General features: G+C 50.9%; 14 protein-coding genes and 2 tRNA genes. 12 read left to right on the plus strand and 4 right to left on the minus strand.

Annotated elements, in window-relative coordinates:
* Positions 1 to 90: 90 nt before the first annotated feature.
* The 11 genes from LCH85_13175 to LCH85_13225 all read left to right on the plus strand — a co-directional run bounded on the left by LCH85_13175 (position 91) and on the right by LCH85_13225 (position 10,929).
* Positions 91 to 642 (plus strand): DUF1992 domain-containing protein, encoded by a 552-nt coding sequence (locus tag LCH85_13175; GenBank protein MCA0352943.1) that lies wholly within the window; start codon positions 91 to 93, stop codon positions 640 to 642.
* Between the two features lie 2 nt (positions 643 to 644).
* Positions 645 to 1,562 carry a cation diffusion facilitator family transporter gene (locus LCH85_13180; GenBank protein MCA0352944.1) on the plus strand — a complete coding sequence of 306 codons (918 nt, stop codon included), beginning with the start codon at positions 645 to 647 and terminating at the stop codon, positions 1,560 to 1,562.
* Positions 1,563 to 1,670: 108 nt separating this feature from the next.
* Positions 1,671 to 1,747: transfer RNA gene (locus tag LCH85_13185), tRNA-Asp, on the plus strand.
* Positions 1,748 to 1,779: 32 nt separating this feature from the next.
* Positions 1,780 to 1,856 (plus strand) — tRNA-Asp (locus tag LCH85_13190).
* A 59-nt stretch (positions 1,857 to 1,915) separates the two neighbouring features.
* Positions 1,916 to 2,251 carry a hypothetical protein gene (locus tag LCH85_13195; protein ID MCA0352945.1) on the plus strand — a complete coding sequence of 112 codons (336 nt, stop codon included), beginning with the start codon at positions 1,916 to 1,918 and terminating at the stop codon, positions 2,249 to 2,251.
* Between the two features lie 55 nt (positions 2,252 to 2,306).
* Positions 2,307 to 3,347 carry a histidine kinase gene (locus LCH85_13200; GenBank protein ID MCA0352946.1) on the plus strand — a complete coding sequence of 347 codons (1,041 nt, stop codon included), beginning with the start codon at positions 2,307 to 2,309 and terminating at the stop codon, positions 3,345 to 3,347.
* Positions 3,348 to 3,358: 11 nt separating this feature from the next.
* Positions 3,359 to 4,000 (plus strand): response regulator transcription factor, encoded by a 642-nt coding sequence (locus LCH85_13205; protein ID MCA0352947.1) that lies wholly within the window; start codon positions 3,359 to 3,361, stop codon positions 3,998 to 4,000.
* 358 nt (positions 4,001 to 4,358) lie between these two features.
* Complete coding sequence (locus LCH85_13210; protein MCA0352948.1) at positions 4,359 to 5,804, plus strand: MHS family MFS transporter; 1,446 nt, start codon at positions 4,359 to 4,361, stop codon at positions 5,802 to 5,804.
* 127 nt (positions 5,805 to 5,931) lie between these two features.
* Entirely contained in the window at positions 5,932 to 6,828 is an 897-nt protein-coding gene (gene lipA, locus LCH85_13215) for a lipoyl synthase (protein MCA0352949.1), read from the plus strand.
* 504 nt (positions 6,829 to 7,332) lie between these two features.
* Positions 7,333 to 10,518 (plus strand): isoleucine--tRNA ligase, encoded by a 3,186-nt coding sequence (gene ileS / locus LCH85_13220; GenBank protein ID MCA0352950.1) that lies wholly within the window; start codon positions 7,333 to 7,335, stop codon positions 10,516 to 10,518.
* 75 nt (positions 10,519 to 10,593) lie between these two features.
* A complete protein-coding gene (locus LCH85_13225) occupies positions 10,594 to 10,929 on the plus strand; it encodes a DUF952 domain-containing protein (protein ID MCA0352951.1) in 336 nt (111 codons plus the stop codon).
* A 283-nt stretch (positions 10,930 to 11,212) separates the two neighbouring features.
* On the opposite strand, the gene LCH85_13230 is transcribed toward LCH85_13225, so the two are convergent.
* From LCH85_13230 to LCH85_13240, 3 genes are read right to left on the minus strand one after another with little or no spacing between them, the layout of a single operon-like run.
* Positions 11,213 to 12,298 carry an aminoglycoside phosphotransferase family protein gene (locus LCH85_13230; protein MCA0352952.1) on the minus strand — a complete coding sequence of 362 codons (1,086 nt, stop codon included), beginning with the start codon at positions 12,296 to 12,298 and terminating at the stop codon, positions 11,213 to 11,215.
* Between the two features lie 25 nt (positions 12,299 to 12,323).
* On the minus strand, positions 12,324 to 13,973 hold the full coding sequence (locus tag LCH85_13235; GenBank protein ID MCA0352953.1) for a PAS domain-containing protein: 1,650 nt from the start codon (positions 13,971 to 13,973) through the stop codon (positions 12,324 to 12,326).
* A 54-nt stretch (positions 13,974 to 14,027) separates the two neighbouring features.
* On the minus strand, positions 14,028 to 14,885 hold the full coding sequence (locus tag LCH85_13240) for an alpha/beta hydrolase (GenBank protein ID MCA0352954.1): 858 nt from the start codon (positions 14,883 to 14,885) through the stop codon (positions 14,028 to 14,030).
* Positions 14,886 to 14,980: 95 nt separating this feature from the next.
* Between LCH85_13240 and LCH85_13245 the strand changes: the two genes are divergently transcribed.
* Positions 14,981 to 15,592, plus strand: coding sequence for a TetR/AcrR family transcriptional regulator (locus LCH85_13245; protein ID MCA0352955.1), 612 nt, complete (start codon positions 14,981 to 14,983; stop codon positions 15,590 to 15,592).
* Here the strand turns inward: LCH85_13245 and LCH85_13250 are convergent.
* Positions 15,589 to 16,422: an alpha/beta hydrolase gene (locus tag LCH85_13250; protein ID MCA0352956.1), complete on the minus strand. Its 834-nt coding sequence runs from the start codon at positions 16,420 to 16,422 to the stop codon at positions 15,589 to 15,591. The two genes, LCH85_13245 and LCH85_13250, sit on opposite strands and share 4 nt — an antisense overlap.
* Between the last annotated feature and the right edge of the window lie 189 nt (positions 16,423 to 16,611).

Here is a 16,611-nt window from a genome sequence, read left to right on the forward strand (position 1 = left end):
ATATTCTGCACATAAGCCTGCAACGACGTTTGAGCAATTGCATGGGGCGCTTGATCTGGCAAGGTTGCAGCAACACAAGGGGGTTTTAGCATGAGCGATAATCCATTTCTTGACCGATTTCGTGAGCAAAGCCGCACTTCAGGCAAAATGAAGCCACCAACGCCCGCTTCTGACCCGAACACCGACAGCGACAAACCAAAAAAAGGTCCTGCCCTCACGGCTCAACGCGCAGGCTCGATTGCCGAGCAGCGGATTCAGGCAGCCATGGAAGATGGCATGTTTGATAATTTGCCAGGCGAAGGCCAACCAATCGATTTAAATGATGATATGTATATTCCTGCCGAGATGCGTATGGCCTTTCGGGTGATGAAAGGCAGCCAGCAAGGCTCGCCATGGGGAGCCTTGCAACACGATTATAATAACCACATCAATCGCTATCAGATTTGGTTGCGTAATAATCGTGAGACATGGGCCGTTACCAGCGTTAACGAACAAGCGCGGTTGCGCCAAGAGTTACAAGTTTGGGTGCGTGATTTGAATACAATCATTCATCAACTTAATGCCATCGTGCCAAACGACAGCCTTCGGGTTGGTTTGGTGGTCTATGAGCGCGAATTGCGAGCCTTAGAAAGCGCCTTATAACTATGTTTAATGGGAAACAGCGCTATGCTTTATTGTCAATTGTTGCGGCATGTGTGACGATTGGCTTGAAGTTTGGCGCTTATCTTTTGACCGGATCAATCGGGCTTTTTTCGGATGCGGCGGAGTCGGTTGTCAACCTGATTGCAGCGATTATGGCCTTGTGGATGCTGACGATTGCTATGCGTCCCCCCGATCATGACCATGCCTTTGGGCACTCCAAAGCTGAATATTTTGCCAGTGGCTTAGAGGGCATGTTAATTATGTTGGCGGCTGGCAGCATCATCTGGACGGCTTGGCCACGCGTGCTCAATCCAACGCCAATCACTCGGCTTGACCTTGGTTTAGGGCTTTCGATCTTTGCCACCGCGATCAACGGCGGTGTGGCGTGGATCATCATGCGAGCAGGCAAACGTTTACGCTCGATCACCTTGCAAGCCGATGCCCATCATCTATTTACTGATGTTTGGACGACGATTGGCGTAATTGGCGGGATCTTATTAACTAAATTATCGGGCTGGCTGGTGCTTGATCCATTAATTGCGATCGCGGTGGCTCTCCACATTATCTGGATTGGCTTTCGGATTTTGCGTGAATCGGGCTATGGCTTGCTTGATAGTGCCTTGCCCGACGAAGATCAAGCAGTAATTGAAGATATTCTGTCGCGCTATCGCCAACGTGGCTTGCAGTTTCATGCCTTGCGCACGCGAGTTGCCGGGCCACGCCGTTTTATCTCGCTGCATGTGCTAGTACCTGGCTCGTGGAGTGTCCAAAAAGGCCATGATGTCTGCGAAACAATTGAGTTGGCAATTGCCGCCGCCCTACCCGATAGCCATGCAATCACCCACCTTGAGCCACTCGAAGATCCCGCCGCCTGGGACGACGAAGGCCTTGATCGGGTCAATCACGAGCCAATCAGTTAGCTCATAGGAGAAGAGTTGAGGATGAAGGGAACCATGCGCTTCGCTCTATTTGCAAAAAAAACGAGTCTGTGGTAGTATATACCCGTTGTCGCGAGGCAAGCAAAACGCGGGCTCGTGGTGTAGCGGCCTAACATGCCACTCTGTCACAGTGGAGATCGGGGGTTCGAATCCCCTCGGGCCCGCCAATTGAACTGCCAGCGCAACAACAACCTGATCGGGGCTCGTGGTGTAGCGGCCTAACATGCCACTCTGTCACAGTGGAGATCGGGGGTTCGAATCCCCTCGGGCCCGCCAGACGATACGGACGTAGAACACTCTACGTCCGTATTTTGTTTTAGCATTGCGAGGATGCTGTGCTGCGCACAAAAATCCGTTTTATTGCAAGTTTGTGGCTTATGGCTGGGCTAATTGGCATTGCTGCACTTATTAATCTGCTGTGGCAGCCATTTTCATGGGCCTTGTTGTTGCAAACCATCGTTCATAGCTGCGTTGTCGGGTTAATCACAACCTATGGCTTGGCAGTTCAAGCAACCCCAAACCATCATCATCGTTATCGCCGTAGCCTTGGCGATTTGCTAGGCTTGCGCTTTAGTTGGATGCCTTGGCATTTTGCACGTTTGGCCTATGGCTTAGTTTTGGTTGGCTGTATGGCGGGGCTTGGGGTCGTTCTACTGGTTCTAATCGGCTAAAAACTATGGCTCAATCTTGGTTCATAAGATTGATGGTTGATGATACAATACTGCTATGCGACGGATACCACTGATTTACCAGATTTTAATCGGCAATAGTGCAATAGTTTGTTTGGGCGCAATCGCTGGCACGGCGATCACACGCCGCTTAGCAACGACCGAAGGTTTGACCTTAACGGTTGTTTTTTCGTTGATCGGGGTTGTGCTGAGTGTTGCAGTCAATTATGCAGTTTTGCGCGTAGCTCTGCGCCCACTCACCAATCTACAAATTGCCGCCGAGCGCGTGACCGACGGCGATTTGAGTGTACGTGTGCCCCAGCCTAGTGCTGGCGATACCCAAATTGCCCAACTTTCGCAAGCTTTCAATGCGATGCTTGACCAAGTTGAGGATGACACTCGCGCCATCGAGCGTTCACGCGCCTTGACCGAGCGCCTAACCCAGCAAGTGATCAACGCTCAAGAAGAAGAACGGCGGCGGATCGCCCGTGAATTGCATGACGATACGGCCCAAGCCTTGGCAACCTTGGTAATTTATGCTGAAACTGCCGCGCAAAATCCCCAAGCCCAAGCAGTGCGCGAACGCCTGATTGGCTTGCGCGATTTGGCTGGCACGACCCTCGAAGGCGTGCGCACGATCATCGCCGATTTACGTCCATCGCAGCTTGATGACCTTGGTTTGGCCGCCGCTGTGCGTGCTCAAGCTGCCGAACGTTTAGCCCATCGCGGAATTCGGGTTGATGTGCAAGTTCGTGGCGAGGAGCGTCGCCTACCATCAGCCGTCGAAACCGCGCTCTATCGGATGCTGCAAGAAGCATTTAGCAATATTGTGAAACATGCCCAAGCCTCGTATGTTGAGGTCGATATCGACCTGACGAATCCCCAAATTGTACGAGCTCGGGTTGAAGATAATGGCGTTGGCTTTGACCCCAATACAATTAACCCTGAACGTGATGGCCGTGGAGTTGGCATGTTTGGGATGTATGAGCGGGTCAACCTTCTCGGTGGAACGATGGCGATCGATAGTGCCCCCAGCATTGGCACTGAACTAACGATCACAGTTCCCTTGGAGCCAGCTACCCAAGCCAGCGCCGCCTAAAGGATTGTGCTATGGCAATTGCCGAAATAACAATTTTATTGGCCGATGACCACGCCGTGATGCGTGATGGTGTGCGCATGGTTTTGGAAGCTCAGCCCGATTTTCGGGTGATTGGCACTGCCAACGATGGAACAGAGGCGGTTGATCTGGCTGATGCGCTGCATCCCGATTTAGCAGTGTTGGATATTGCCATGCCTGGCATGAATGGCTTGGCCGCCGCTCGCGAGATTCGCAGCCGCTCGCCCGAAACCAAAGTGATTTTTTTGAGCATGCACGAAGGCGAGGAATATCTCAAGGAAGCTTTGCGGGCAGGTGCGACGGGCTATGTGCTCAAACGGGCCGCTGCGACTGAGTTAGTTTCAGCGATTCGGGCGGTGCAACGTGGTGATTCATACCTCGACCCCGCTTTGATTGCCAAACTCAACCAATTGGGCGATAGCGATACCGTGAAGCTGGCCGATTTAACTGATCGCGAATTAGAGGTTTTGAAATTGGTCGCCGAAGGCTTGACCAATCGTCAAATTGCCGCCCAATTGGTAATCAGCGTAAAAACTGTGCAAAGCCATCGCACCAATATTATGGAAAAGCTTGATTTGCATGATCGCACCGATCTGGTTAAGTATGCGATTCGCCGTGGCATGATCGAGCCATAAACCCACGCTGAGAGATGAGAGATTAAGGTTGCCCCGCCAGCACTAGCAACTTGACATATCAATACTCTAGTGCTATTGTAGCGCCGACATAACGGCTTTAAGTAAAATTTAACTTCTGCATCAACCACTCATCCTTCATACTTCATACCTGATGCCCAACCCTGCTGAATTGCTCCACGCAGAGCATTCAAAAACCAAGCTGTTATGCCAAACATCCCCAATCTGGCTTACGTTAATCGAGGAGGTGTATGGATTTTCGCTTGGAAGGATATCCTCGTTAATTTCCCCATCGAATGTTCGCTGTCTAGGGCACACACAATTTGGGTTGAATTTGTTGTTGCAATGAAGGAGCAACACGATGTCAAACACACCCATGCCATCACAGCATTCCACTGTTGTCTCGCAATCCACAATTTGGAAGGTCATCATTGCATCGGCTTTGGGTACCATGATTGAATGGTACGATTTCTACATTTTTGGCAGTCTTGCTGCGGTCATTGCGACAAATTTCTATCAGTCGGGCAACGAAACGGCGGCCTTACTGGAAACCTTTGCCACCTTTGGAGCGGGCTTTGCGGCGCGACCGTTCGGGGCACTGGTGTTTGGGCGCATTGGCGATATTGTCGGGCGCAAATATGCCTTTTTGGTCACGTTGCTGATCATGGGCGGCGCAACCACGGTCATTGGGATTTTGCCCACCTATGCCTCAATTGGCATCCTCGCCCCGATAATTTTGGTGATTATTCGGATCATCCAAGGCTTGGCGCTTGGTGGTGAATATGGCGGTGCGGCGGTCTATGTCGCCGAACATGTTCCCGATAACAAGCGCGGCTTTTACACTAGTTTTATTCAAATTACTGCGACGCTTGGCTTATTTGTCTCGTTGTTGGTAATTTTGATTGTGCGCACCTCGATGAGCAAGGCAGCCTTTGATAGCTGGGGCTGGCGAATTCCCTTCTTGCTTTCAATCGTCTTGGTGGGCGTTTCCGTTTACATTCGCTCGAAGATGAGTGAATCGCCGTTGTTTACCAAACTCAAACATGCAGGCAAAACCTCGAAAGCTCCGCTCAAAGATAGCTTTGGCAATCGGCGTAATTGGAAGGTGATTTTGACGGTGCTGTTTGGAGCCGCTGCGGGTCAAGCAGTTATCTGGTATACCGCTCAATTTTACGTAAACTCGTGGCTCAAAACTCAAGCCAAAGTGCCAGCTAACACCGTTGATACAATCGTGGCGATTGCTTTGTTCTTAGGGATGCCGTTTTTCGTCGTCATGGGAGCGCTTTCAGATAAATGGGGACGCAAAACGGTGATGATGGCAGGCAACTTAATTGGGGCAATTGCGATCTATCCGGCCTTTATGGCCCTGAAAGCAGCGGCTGGCCCAATTACTCCAGCGGTTCTTGATGAAGCTGGAAAGGTTATCACGCCTGCGGTTGCCAGCAATCCTAACACCGTTTTACTCACCTTGATCATCTTTGGGTTGGTGTTATGTGTTTGTATGGTGTATGGCCCGATTGCCGCCTTTTTGGTGGAATCGTTTCCTGCCAAAATTCGCTATACCTCGGTTTCACTGCCCTATCACGTTGGCAACGGCTACTTTGGCGGTTGGTTGCCCTTTATCGCCACAGCGGTGGTCAGTAGTACCGGCAATATCTATGCTGGCCTGTGGTTTCCGATTGCCATCGCTTTATTGACCTTCGTCGTTGGTATGGTCTTGCTCAAAGAAACCAAGGATAATTCGCTGCATGAAGAGGCCAGCGATAACCCAATGGCTGCCGAAATGGATTTAATTGCTCAATCGTAAGCGTTCAAATTACTCTTAGAGTTCAAGCCTATCGCTGGCTAACCCTTGGATGCATGACAAGCAGCAAAAGCACGTTACAATATGAGCAAGAGCAAATGCTGCTCGTTGCGTTATCCAAGGGGTTTTCATGGATACAATTACACTCTTTGAAGCGCCCAAAGCTGCGCCGGTGGCCCCGCGCCGCCCAGCATGGCTGAAAGCTCGCGCTCCGATAGGGGAAAACTACGAGGATGTGCATGGCCTCATGCGCGAACTCGATTTGCATACGGTCTGCGAAGAAGCCCATTGCCCCAATATCGGCGAATGTTGGAATCATCGCACAGCAACTTTTTTATTACTTGGCGATACCTGTACCCGCGGTTGTCGCTACTGCGCGATTGGCAAAGGTAAACCCAAAGCAATCGACGAACAGGAGCCACAGCGGATTGCGGCTGCGGTCGCGCATCTCAAACTTAAACATGTGGTGCTGACCTCGGTTAACCGTGATGATCAAGCTGATGGCGGAGCACATATTTTTGCCGAATCGATCAATTTAATTCGTCAACAGTTGCCCGAATGCAAAATCGAGGTGCTGATTCCTGATTTTGATGGCAATTGGGATGCCTTGCGGATCGTGATGGATGCGCGGCCTGACGTGTTGAATCACAATATCGAAACCGTGCCGCGTTTATTTCGCAAGTTCCGCCCGCGGGCCAACTTCTATCAAAGCCTTGAATTATTGCGCTTGGCTCGTGACCTTCAGCCTAGCATCGTGACCAAAAGTGGCTTGATGGTTGGGGCTGGCGAAACCGATGAAGAAGTGCTGACCGTGATGGATGCGCTGCGCCGCTCCGATGTTGACGTAATGACGATTGGCCAATATCTCTCGCCATCGGGCGACCATTGGCCGATCGACCGTTATGTGCCACCCGAAACCTTTACTTGGTTCCGTGAACAAGGCTTAGCCCGTGGTTTCCGCCACGTCGAATCTGGCCCGATGGTACGCTCGTCGTATCACGCCCACGAACACGTCGCAGGGTTGTAATCGCCAGGGATCAGGGCTTGGGGATCAGGGATCAGTTAAATTTTTACTACTGATCCCTGATCCCTAGCGCCTGAATCCTGTGCTCTACTATCCTCTGCATTAAACTCACTCCTATATTCTTGGTTTTTTGTGCTTCATCCCTCATAATTCATAATTCATACTTTAGTCTTTGACGGCTGACTTTTAAGTATGGTACAATCGGGTCACAGGCGTTGACGGAGCCGAGTAGTTGGGCTAAAACCTGAATCAGCGAGCGTGCAAATGGTGTGAGGCACGTATCAGCAACCCCAACCAAAATCTCTCCTGAGCCGAACGCTGAACCCTTTGGCAGTAAGCGAACCGGATATCCCCCGTTATCGGGATGACGTTGTGATGGCAACGGCTTAAAGTGGGTAGTTCGTGCAAACGACTATCAAGCAGGGTGGTACCGCGAGGTCTTTTCGATAACCTCGTCCCAGCAGTGTGGGGCGGGGCTTTGTGTTTTTAGTCAACGAGGAGTCAACAATGGCGTTTGCAGCAGTTGATCCCAAGGTGTCGTTTCCGACGCTTGAGGATGAGATCGCCGCTTGGTGGGAAGCCCATGGCATCGTCAAAAAGACGCTTGACCATGGTGATGCTTCGCGTCCGTTTGTCTTTTTTGAAGGGCCACCCACGGCCAATGGTCGCCCAGGGATTCACCACGTCGAGGCTCGTTCGTCTAAAGATATTATGGTGCGTTTCAACCGCATGCTTGGTAAAAAGGTCATCGGCGCTCGCGGTGGCTGGGATACCCACGGCTTGCCAGTTGAACTGGAAGTTGAAAAGAAATTAGGCTTCGCGGGCAAACCTGACATTGAAAAATATGGCATCACCGAATTTAACGCTGCCTGCCGTCAATCAGTCTGGGATTACATCCAAGAATGGGAAAAGCTGACCCAGCGGATCGCCTTCTGGATCGATCTCGAAGATCCCTACATCACCTACGATAACAAATATATTGAATCATTGTGGTGGATCTTCAAGCAATTGCACGAGCGTGAATTGCTGTATCGTGATTATAAAGTGACGATGCACTGCCCACGCTGTGGCACATCGCTCTCAGACCACGAGGTCGCTCAAGGCTACCAAGATAACACCGACGATCCGTCGGTGTGGGTACGCTTTCGGCATACACCGAGCGACCATGCTTTAGATGCTCAAGTTGCCGATGCCGCCTTCTTGGCTTGGACAACCACACCTTGGACTCTGCCAGCCAACGCTGGTTTGGCGGTCAATCCTGAGGCGACGTATGTGCTGGCCGAGCACGAAGGCCAGCGCTATATCTTGGCTGAAGCTTTGGTTGGGGCGGTGTTGGGCGAATCTGCCACCACACTTGCTAGCTTTGTTGGTGCTGATTTGCGTGGCTTGCGCTATACGCCGCTGTTTCCTGGGGTTGGCGATAATGGGGCAGCGATCGATTTAAGCAGTGCTCATCGCGTCGTTGCCGATGAGTTCGTCTCGTTGGAAGACGGTACCGGGATCGTGCACATCGCGCCAGCCTATGGCGACTTGGAAATTGGCCGCAAGTATGGCTTGCCAACCTTGTTCTCGGTCGATTTAGCGGGCAAAGTGCTGGGCAGCTTTGAAAGCTTTGGCTTTGCAGGCATGTTTTTCAAAGAAGCTGATCCGAAAATCACGCGCTATTTGAAAGAACAAGGCTTGTTGTTCAAATCAGGGCGAGTGCTGCACACCTATCCATTCTGTTGGCGCTGTAAAACGCCGTTGCTGTTCTATGCCAAGCAATCGTGGTATATCCGCACAACCGCCTTGAAGCAACAGTTGATCGCCAATAATAAAAAGATCAATTGGGTGCCTGAGCATATCCAAGCTGGGCGTTTTGGCAATTGGCTCGAAAATAACATCGACTGGGCGATCAGCCGTGAGCGTTATTGGGGCACGCCGCTGCCAGTTTGGACCTGCGATAACTGTCAGCATATCGATGTACTTGGTTCGTTGGCGGAGCTTGGCGAACGTTGGGGCCAAGATACTGCCAATCTTGATATGCACCGCCCATTTGTGGATGCACCTAGCTGGTTGTGTCCTGAGTGCGAAGCTGGCACGATGCAGCGCATTCCCGATGTGGCTGATTGTTGGTTTGATTCAGGTGCGATGCCAGTGGCACAGTGGCATTACCCATTTGAAAATCAAGAACTGTTTGAAGTTGCCGGCCAAGCCGATTTTATCTCGGAAGCAATCGACCAAACTCGTGGTTGGTTCTACACCTTGCATGCAGTTTCAACCTTGCTCTTCGATCGCCCAGCCTACAAGAATGTGATCTGTTTGGGTCACTTGTTGGATGGCAAAGGCGAGAAAATGTCCAAATCCAAGGGCAACATCGTTTCGCCATGGGAAATGGTCGAGAAGTATGGCGCTGATGCGGTGCGCTGGTATATGTTTGCTGCTGGTCAGCCCTACAATCCACGCCGTTTCTCAGCCGATTTGGTCAGCGAATCGTTGCGTCAGTTCTTGTTGACCTTGTGGAATACCTATAGCTTTTTCACAACTTACGCCAATGTTGATGGTTGGACACCTGAATTGGCACAAGGCGATTTGGCAGCGATCGATCGCTGGGCGCTGGCACGGCTCAACGCCTTGGTGCGCGATGTGCGCAACGATCTGAGCAATTACGATATGAATACGCCAGCCAAGCGGCTCGAACAATTCGTTGACGAGCTTTCAAACTGGTATGTGCGGCGTAATCGGCGGCGTTTCTGGGGCAGCGACATGAACGGCGATAAGCAAGCTGCCTATTCAACCTTGTACACCTGTTTGGTCACGATTTCCAAACTGATGGCTCCATTCACGCCATTTGTGGCCGAATCGCTGTATCAAAATTTGGTGCGCAGCTACGACCAAACTGCCGCCGAAAGCGTGCATATGGCGCTGTACCCTGAAGCCAATTTGGCGCTAATCGATGAAGAATTGATTCGCAAGACCGACTTATTGCTCAAGGCTGTGAGCTTGGGCCGCGCCGCTCGCAAGAACGCTGGAATGCGCGTGCGTCAACCACTCAGCGAAGTTTTGGTGCGCTTGCCTCGCGGTGAGCAACTTGACGAACTGAGTGCTGAACTGAGTGACGAACTCAATATCAAGTCGGTGCGCTGGCTCGGTGTGGGCGATGGCTTGGTCAGCTATCGCTTCAAGCCTAATTTGCGCTCGGTTGGCAAAAAGTTTGGCAAACTGGTTCCAGCATTGCGCGAAGTGTTGGCGAATCTTAGCAGCGAGCAAGCCGCCGATGCAGCGCATAAAGTTGAAACCGGGGCCAGCTTCGAGGTTGTAGTCGAAGGCGAAACATTAACCTTGGCCGCCGACGATGTATTGATGGAAGCTTCATCGCCCGAAGGCTACGCTGTGGCCGAAGGCGAGGGCTTGTTGGTAGCCTTAGTTACGACGCTGACTGATGAATTGCTGCGCGAAGGCATCGCCCGCGAAATCGTGCGCAACCTCAACGATGCACGTAAGGCCGCCGATCTGGCGATCACCGACCGCATCAACGCAACCTTGGGAACCGAGGTTGATTTAGCGGCAGTTGTGGCTGAATACGCCGAGTACATCAAAGCCGAAACCTTGTGTGAGGTATTGAGCGTTGGTGATGCTAGTGCCGACCATCACACCAGCAGCATGGAATTGGAACAAGGCAAACTAAGCCTCGGCATTAGCAAAATCGGCTAATCCGAGTACAATCAATGCGGCGCATACAAAGCCTGTATGCGCCGCATTGATTCATTGTTTGCCAAAGGAATGTCCATGTTATTGCACATTATTTCCCCCACCGAGTGGCATCAAGCCCTAGCTGCTGGTGAATATCGCCCAGCCTCGTTGGCCGACGAAGGCTTTATCCATTGTTCAACTCCTGAGCAAGTGTTAACTCCCGCCAATTCGTTTTATCGTGGCCAAGCTGGCTTGCAGTTGTTGTGTATCGATCCTGCGCTGCTTCAATCCGAATTAGTATATGAAGATCTTATAGCGTCGGGTGTACAATTTCCGCATATCTATGGGCCGCTCAACCTTGATGCCGTGTATAAAATTGTGGAGTTTCCGGTTAATCCCGATGGCACATTTGATTTGCCAAAGCTAGATTAACTGGGGATCAGGGGGTTGGTTGTTGGGGATCGGTAATAACTATGGTTGTTATCGATCTCTATGTTGATCCACGAAGCGCACGAAGGTCACGAAGGGGTCAGGGGCCAGAGTTTAGGGATCAGGTTTTGTAACAGTGAAGCGCATGAAGTGTAGGTTTTTAGCTACGTATAATCCTCGGTCCTTATGCTATCGGATTAACGTCTGACCCCTGAATCCTGACCCCTAGCTTCAACTCTGCGTCAAAAACCGACCCCCAATTCCCAACCCCTATGTTCTATGCTCTTTAACGCCATAACTGTTCGGATTGCCATTCATCGTTGGCAGCGGCGAGGCATTGAAGTTTGGGCCACCAATAGACCTGATCCGCGCCATTGATTGCATGCTCGATCGGTTCAAACAGCATGTAAGCCAACATCAAACGATAATCGCTGCAAAGCTGTTGCCACGAGCAATCGATGCCTGCGCCGATTAAGCCTGCCAAATAGCGCCGCAACAGTTGCTCCTCGTAGAATGCGCGTTGGGTTGGATTCCAAAACGTTGCCAGCATAGTGACCAAATCGTAGGTTGGCAAATTAGCCGAAGCAGCGCCGAAATCTAGCAGATAGGCATGATCTTCTTGGGGATTTTTGGGGCAGAAAAATTGATTGAAAGTGCAAGCGCCATGCACGAGGGTTAATTGGCGATGGCTACTGCTGCGTGGCTCAAGCCAGCGTTGCCAAAGCGTCGGTAAGGCTGCTAGGGTTGAAGCCAAACGATCATGAATTGCATCAGTGAGAATTGTGCCATGCTGAGCCAGAAATTGCTGCCATTCAGCTTGGCGACGTTGCACATGCTGGGCATGCGCTGCTGAATCGTTATACCGCCCATCTACTGCAAACGGCGAATTAGCCGTACCAATTACGGGCGCTTGCCACCACGAACTATGCAACTGCGCTAAACCATCGATGCACATAAAACGACGCTGCTCATTGGGAACATGGTCGCCAGTAATTAATAATTGGCTATCAATTGCTGGTTCGTAGGTTTCGCTTAAATCGGCCAATAAAAGGTTAGAAACACCTGAAACTGGATCGTAGCTAGCACCAAAACACGGCACAAACGGCAAATGATTAAGATCGTTGGCCTGCGCATACTGATAAATTGCCACTTCATGAGCGCCATGCTGTTCATGATTGATTTTAAGCAGCAATTGACGTGGCGCTTTGATCGGCGTGCGAAACAATTGTAATTGAATATGACCAAGCTGCGAATTGGGCGTATGGTCTTCGATCAGCTGCATATGCTTGATCATGCCTGAACCTAACCAAGGCTGTAAGTGTTCGGTCATCCAAGCCAACGAAATATCGCCCAGCGAATGCAGGATGGTCATGATCGCTCCCTTTGCCGCCTATCGATCAATTTCCGCGATACCTAACATTCATTTGCTGCCCATGGGTCGCATTGATCGCATAGGTAATTCCTTGTTGCAGGCTACTATGCGTCATGATCGAGCGGAAATCAACCCCCAACGTAACCAAGGTTTGCGCCAATTCTGGCCGAATGCCTGTGATGATTACGCGTGCTCCTAGTAGCTGCACGCTAGTTGCAGCGCGAATCAACAGGCCTGCCACTTGAGTATCCATTACCGGAACGCCCGTCACATCGACAATTGCAATTTGAGCTTTGTTGGTATGCACGCCTTCGAGCAAGGTTTCCATAAATTGCTGTGCCCGTGCGGTATCGACGCTGCCAACTAACGGCAAGAGCACCACCGTGTCGGCAATTGGAATCAGCGGGGTTGAAAGCTCGATCAAGGCTTGTTGTTGGGTGCGAATAACTTCTTCATGCAAGCGTTGGCGTTCAGCCTCAGCCTGTTTTTGGTCGCTAATATCATGGGCAATCATCGAGAAGAAACTGGGCTGGTGGTCGATATCATAATGACATAACATTTGATACATCACTGGTAGCTTTTGGCCTTGAGCCGTTTTCAGTTGATGCTCGCCCATCCACGAGCCATGAATTTGGGCATGGTGTAAGGTTTTGGCTAGCCATGTTTGCTCGGCTTGGTCGGGGTGTAAATCGTGCCAGGTTAATTGACTGACCTGATCGGTTGGCTCAAGTTGCAACACGCGCCGCGCCGCTGGATTCAAATATTGCATCTGGCCTGACAAATCAGCAATCGCTACCAAGTCCGGGGTCGAACTTAGAATGGTATCGAAACGACCCAACAAGGCTTCAGCTTGCTTTTGTTGGGTAATATTTAACAGCAAACCATCCCATAAAATTGCCCCATTGGCCAATTTGGTAGGCCGCGAAGCACCTTGCAGCCAATTTTCTTGGCCATTGATATAAACTCGCCCTTCCCAGCGCCATGGTTCAAGCGTTTGCGCCGAAGCCATAATTGCCTCTTGAAAACGCAGTCGGTCGGCTGGATTGACGGCCTCGGTCACAATGCTGGCATTTTGCATAATTGCTTCTGGTTCTAGGCCATAAATATCGCGGCTGCCAGTGCTGACAAATGGAAAACGCATCGTATGATCTGGCTCAAGCAAAAATTGATAGACCATCCCAGGTACATTTTCGATGATCCGTTGCAGGCGAGCCTCGTTATCGGTTAGGGCTGCCGAGGCCGCTACTTCGTTGCTCAGATCGCGGGAAATGCCAACTGTACCGATGATCGAACCATCGTGATTGCGAATTGGGTGTTTGGTGGTGGCAAATAGATGCACTTCGCCGGTATAGCGCGTGACTGGCTCTGAATTGATCACCAAGGCTTGACCAGTTTGAAACACTTGAGCATCATCGCGAATATATTGCTCGGTATAGCTCGGTTGGTTAAAATCTGCGTCGATCAAATCTTGCAGCTGCTGGCTATCCATGCCATAGTATTCGCGAAAAGCGCGATTGGCGTAGCGAATATGCGAACTTGGGCCTTTGTATAAAATCAAATCGGGGATACTATCTAAAATCTGTTCGTAGATCGCGATCTGGGCACGCAAGTTGATGATGGTTTGTTGCTGGTTAATCGTCGTTTCATCCCGTTCCACATACACATCAGTCCCCATTACGTGCCTCCTCGATTTATTTTTTTGTAATTACTTTAGTGTCCCCCATGTGGGCTACCCTGCGCCTCCCACAAAGGTCACGATCTTATCTAGTACTTCTGGCGAATGGAGGATGCCACTATGGCCCAATTTGTTAGTGGCCAATAGTTCAGAGTTGGGCCAGTGTTGCTGCAATTCTTGACCATAGCGAAAATCAACCCGCAAATCATTGCGATCGTGGACAATCAAGGCAGGTGGTAGGTGCTGGGTCGGCATTGATTTCATGGCATAATGGCTGGCTGGTTGGCCAAATTGTCGCTGCAAGGCTTGCTCAAATAAACGCTTGAGCCGTTGCGATAAACCAAAACCATCAGCAAACGCCCCAGTCATATATTCGCCGCTGGTGGGTGCACCCATTAATACAACTCGCTGCGGCAAGCTGACCCCAAGCGTGCCGAGCATCCAAGCGCTGCAAGCCGCCCCAAACGAGTGCGCAATAATCACCTCGAACGGGCCAAGTTGCTGTACCGTTGCTGCCAAAGCTGCGCTAAAATCGGGGATGCTGGTGGTTTTGCCTTCGGAAGCGCCATGGGCTGGTCCATCGATCGCCGTTACTTCGTAGCTCAAACTTGCTAAGCGTGGAGCCAGCGCATGCCAGCGACGAGCATCGTGTTCCCAGCCATGCACCAACAATACTTTGCGCGAGCCAGCGCCCCAACGATAGGCTTGCAAACGCCGCCCTGCATGCTCAACATTCAAACGTTGGGCCGATTGGAGAAATTTTGAGGGTTTGGGGCTGGTTGCCCGCCGTGGTTGTAAAAAAAGCTGAAGCACCATGCGCCCAGCAAGTTGCGGCGCAAGATAGCTCAAGCCGCCGATGCCATTGCGCAGCAGCCGTGCTTGCCATGGAAGTTTAATTGATTGAGTTGCCATATGTTCCCCTTAGAAATTGCCAATTTGCAAATCGCCAAACGCATGGTAATTATTGTAATGAGCAATGTTACCACTGTCAACATTGAGGTAGCTACATGATGGAAGAACGGTATCATCACGGCGATTTGCGCCAAGCCCTTTTGACGCTTGCCAAGCAGCAGCTGACCAGCCAAGGGATCGAATCACTGAGTTTACGGGCGATCAGTCGCGAGGCTGGTGTCAGCCATGCAGCAGCCTACCGCCATTTTCCCAATAAAGAGGCCTTGGTGGCGGCCTTAGCCTGCGCTGGATTTGAGCAATTACAAATATTCGTTGCCGAAGAAGTGGCCCAGTACAGCGAAGATCCAACTGAGCAGTTTTTTCAATGTGGCATCGCCTATGTTACATTTGCGATCAACAATGCCACCTTATTTCGTTTGATGTTTGGAGTTTCGGGGGTTGATCGTTTGCAATACCCCGCCACTCATGCTGCTGCCCAAGCCAGTTTTGGGGTGTTAGTTGGCACAATTGAGCGCGGTCAAGTGGCGGGTCTGATTGGCTCAGGTGAACCACGCCAACTGGCATTTACGGCGTGGGCGGCTGTTCACGGTTTGGCAACCCTAGCGCTCCAAGATCAAATCACACCGCAAGGCACAATCGATCCCGAGCGCTTGGTGCGTAACAGCGCAAAATTGCTTTGGCATGGCTTGAAATATGGGCAAATTTAGGCCATATGGGCATCAAGCCATTCGATAACTAAGGGGATTAATGTGGTTTGTTCTGGCTCGTTCAGCACTTCATGATACAAGCCAGGGTAGCTATGCAGGGTTTTATCTTGCGATTTGAACAATCCAAAGGCGTGCATCGCCCCAGCGGGGCTAACCAAGCGATCGGCCAAGCCTTGCAAGAGTAGCACTGGCAAGCTAATTTCGTTGGCACGTTGGTCGATCACTCGTGTTGCATTGATCATGGAATTGCCCATTTGGGCTTTAATGCCACCTTTATAATTCAATGGATCAGCTTTGAAGGCCTCGACCACCTTGGGATCACGGCTATTCCACTGGGGATCGAATGGGGCAACTGGTAGGTTTGGCAGAAATTTGCTAATAAATGCCCCAACTTTTACCACGACTTTAGGAGTTGTGGCATCAACTTTGAAGGCTGGCCCAGTCAAAACCAAGCCATGCAAATTATGTCCATAGTCCAAGGTGTAGAGCGTGCTGATCAAGCCACCCATGCTATGGCCAAGCATAAATAACGGGCCATTTGGCTCTTTATCGCGCACCAATCGCACAAAACTGGCTAAATCGTTGACAAATTCATCAAAATGTTTGACCGTTGCGCGATTGCCTTGCGATTGCCCATGGCCACGATGATCAAGCGCCCAAACGCTATAGTTGGCCGTCACCAAAGCCTCGGCCACATGCTGGTATCGCCCGCTGTGCTCGGCATAGCCATGCACCACCACTACCGTGGCTTTGGGTGCAGATGGCCGCCATGTTTGATAAAAAATCGTCGTGTTGTTGCCACCTGTAAACGTTGCCGTTGTATGTTCCATGCACTAGCCTTTCTAAACGAGGGGTCAGGGGTCAGGGATCAGGATTGAAACCACGAAGGGCGCGAAGCACACGAAGGATTCTCATTCCCGCATTCGTGCATGTTATTCCTAATTCCGCTAGAGTAAAGTCTGCCCCTGATCTCTAACCCCACCCTCATAACTTTGCGCCTCTGCGTTAAATAGTCTGAC

The sequence above is a fragment of the Chloroflexota bacterium genome (genome assembly GCA_020161265.1).
In the GTDB taxonomy this organism is placed as follows: Bacteria; Chloroflexota; Chloroflexia; order Chloroflexales; family Herpetosiphonaceae; genus Herpetosiphon.

What these genes read in the sequence shown, in the direction of transcription:
- LCH85_13245 (MCA0352955.1), top strand. Translation starts at nt 14,981, where the DNA reads ATGATGGAAGAACGGTATCATCACGGCGATTTGCGCCAAGCCCTTTTG.
- ileS (MCA0352950.1), top strand. Translation starts at nt 7,333, where the DNA reads ATGGCGTTTGCAGCAGTTGATCCCAAGGTGTCGTTTCCGACGCTTGAG.
- lipA (MCA0352949.1), top strand. Translation starts at nt 5,932, where the DNA reads ATGGATACAATTACACTCTTTGAAGCGCCCAAAGCTGCGCCGGTGGCC.
- LCH85_13235 (MCA0352953.1), bottom strand. Translation starts at nt 13,973, where the DNA reads ATGGGGACTGATGTGTATGTGGAACGGGATGAAACGACGATTAACCAG.
- LCH85_13210 (MCA0352948.1), top strand. Translation starts at nt 4,359, where the DNA reads ATGTCAAACACACCCATGCCATCACAGCATTCCACTGTTGTCTCGCAA.
- LCH85_13200 (MCA0352946.1), top strand. Translation starts at nt 2,307, where the DNA reads ATGCGACGGATACCACTGATTTACCAGATTTTAATCGGCAATAGTGCA.
- LCH85_13240 (MCA0352954.1), bottom strand. Translation starts at nt 14,885, where the DNA reads ATGGCAACTCAATCAATTAAACTTCCATGGCAAGCACGGCTGCTGCGC.
- LCH85_13175 (MCA0352943.1), top strand. Translation starts at nt 91, where the DNA reads ATGAGCGATAATCCATTTCTTGACCGATTTCGTGAGCAAAGCCGCACT.
- LCH85_13230 (MCA0352952.1), bottom strand. Translation starts at nt 12,298, where the DNA reads ATGACCATCCTGCATTCGCTGGGCGATATTTCGTTGGCTTGGATGACC.
- LCH85_13225 (MCA0352951.1), top strand. Translation starts at nt 10,594, where the DNA reads ATGTTATTGCACATTATTTCCCCCACCGAGTGGCATCAAGCCCTAGCT.
- LCH85_13250 (MCA0352956.1), bottom strand. Translation starts at nt 16,422, where the DNA reads ATGGAACATACAACGGCAACGTTTACAGGTGGCAACAACACGACGATT.
- LCH85_13180 (MCA0352944.1), top strand. Translation starts at nt 645, where the DNA reads ATGTTTAATGGGAAACAGCGCTATGCTTTATTGTCAATTGTTGCGGCA.
- LCH85_13205 (MCA0352947.1), top strand. Translation starts at nt 3,359, where the DNA reads ATGGCAATTGCCGAAATAACAATTTTATTGGCCGATGACCACGCCGTG.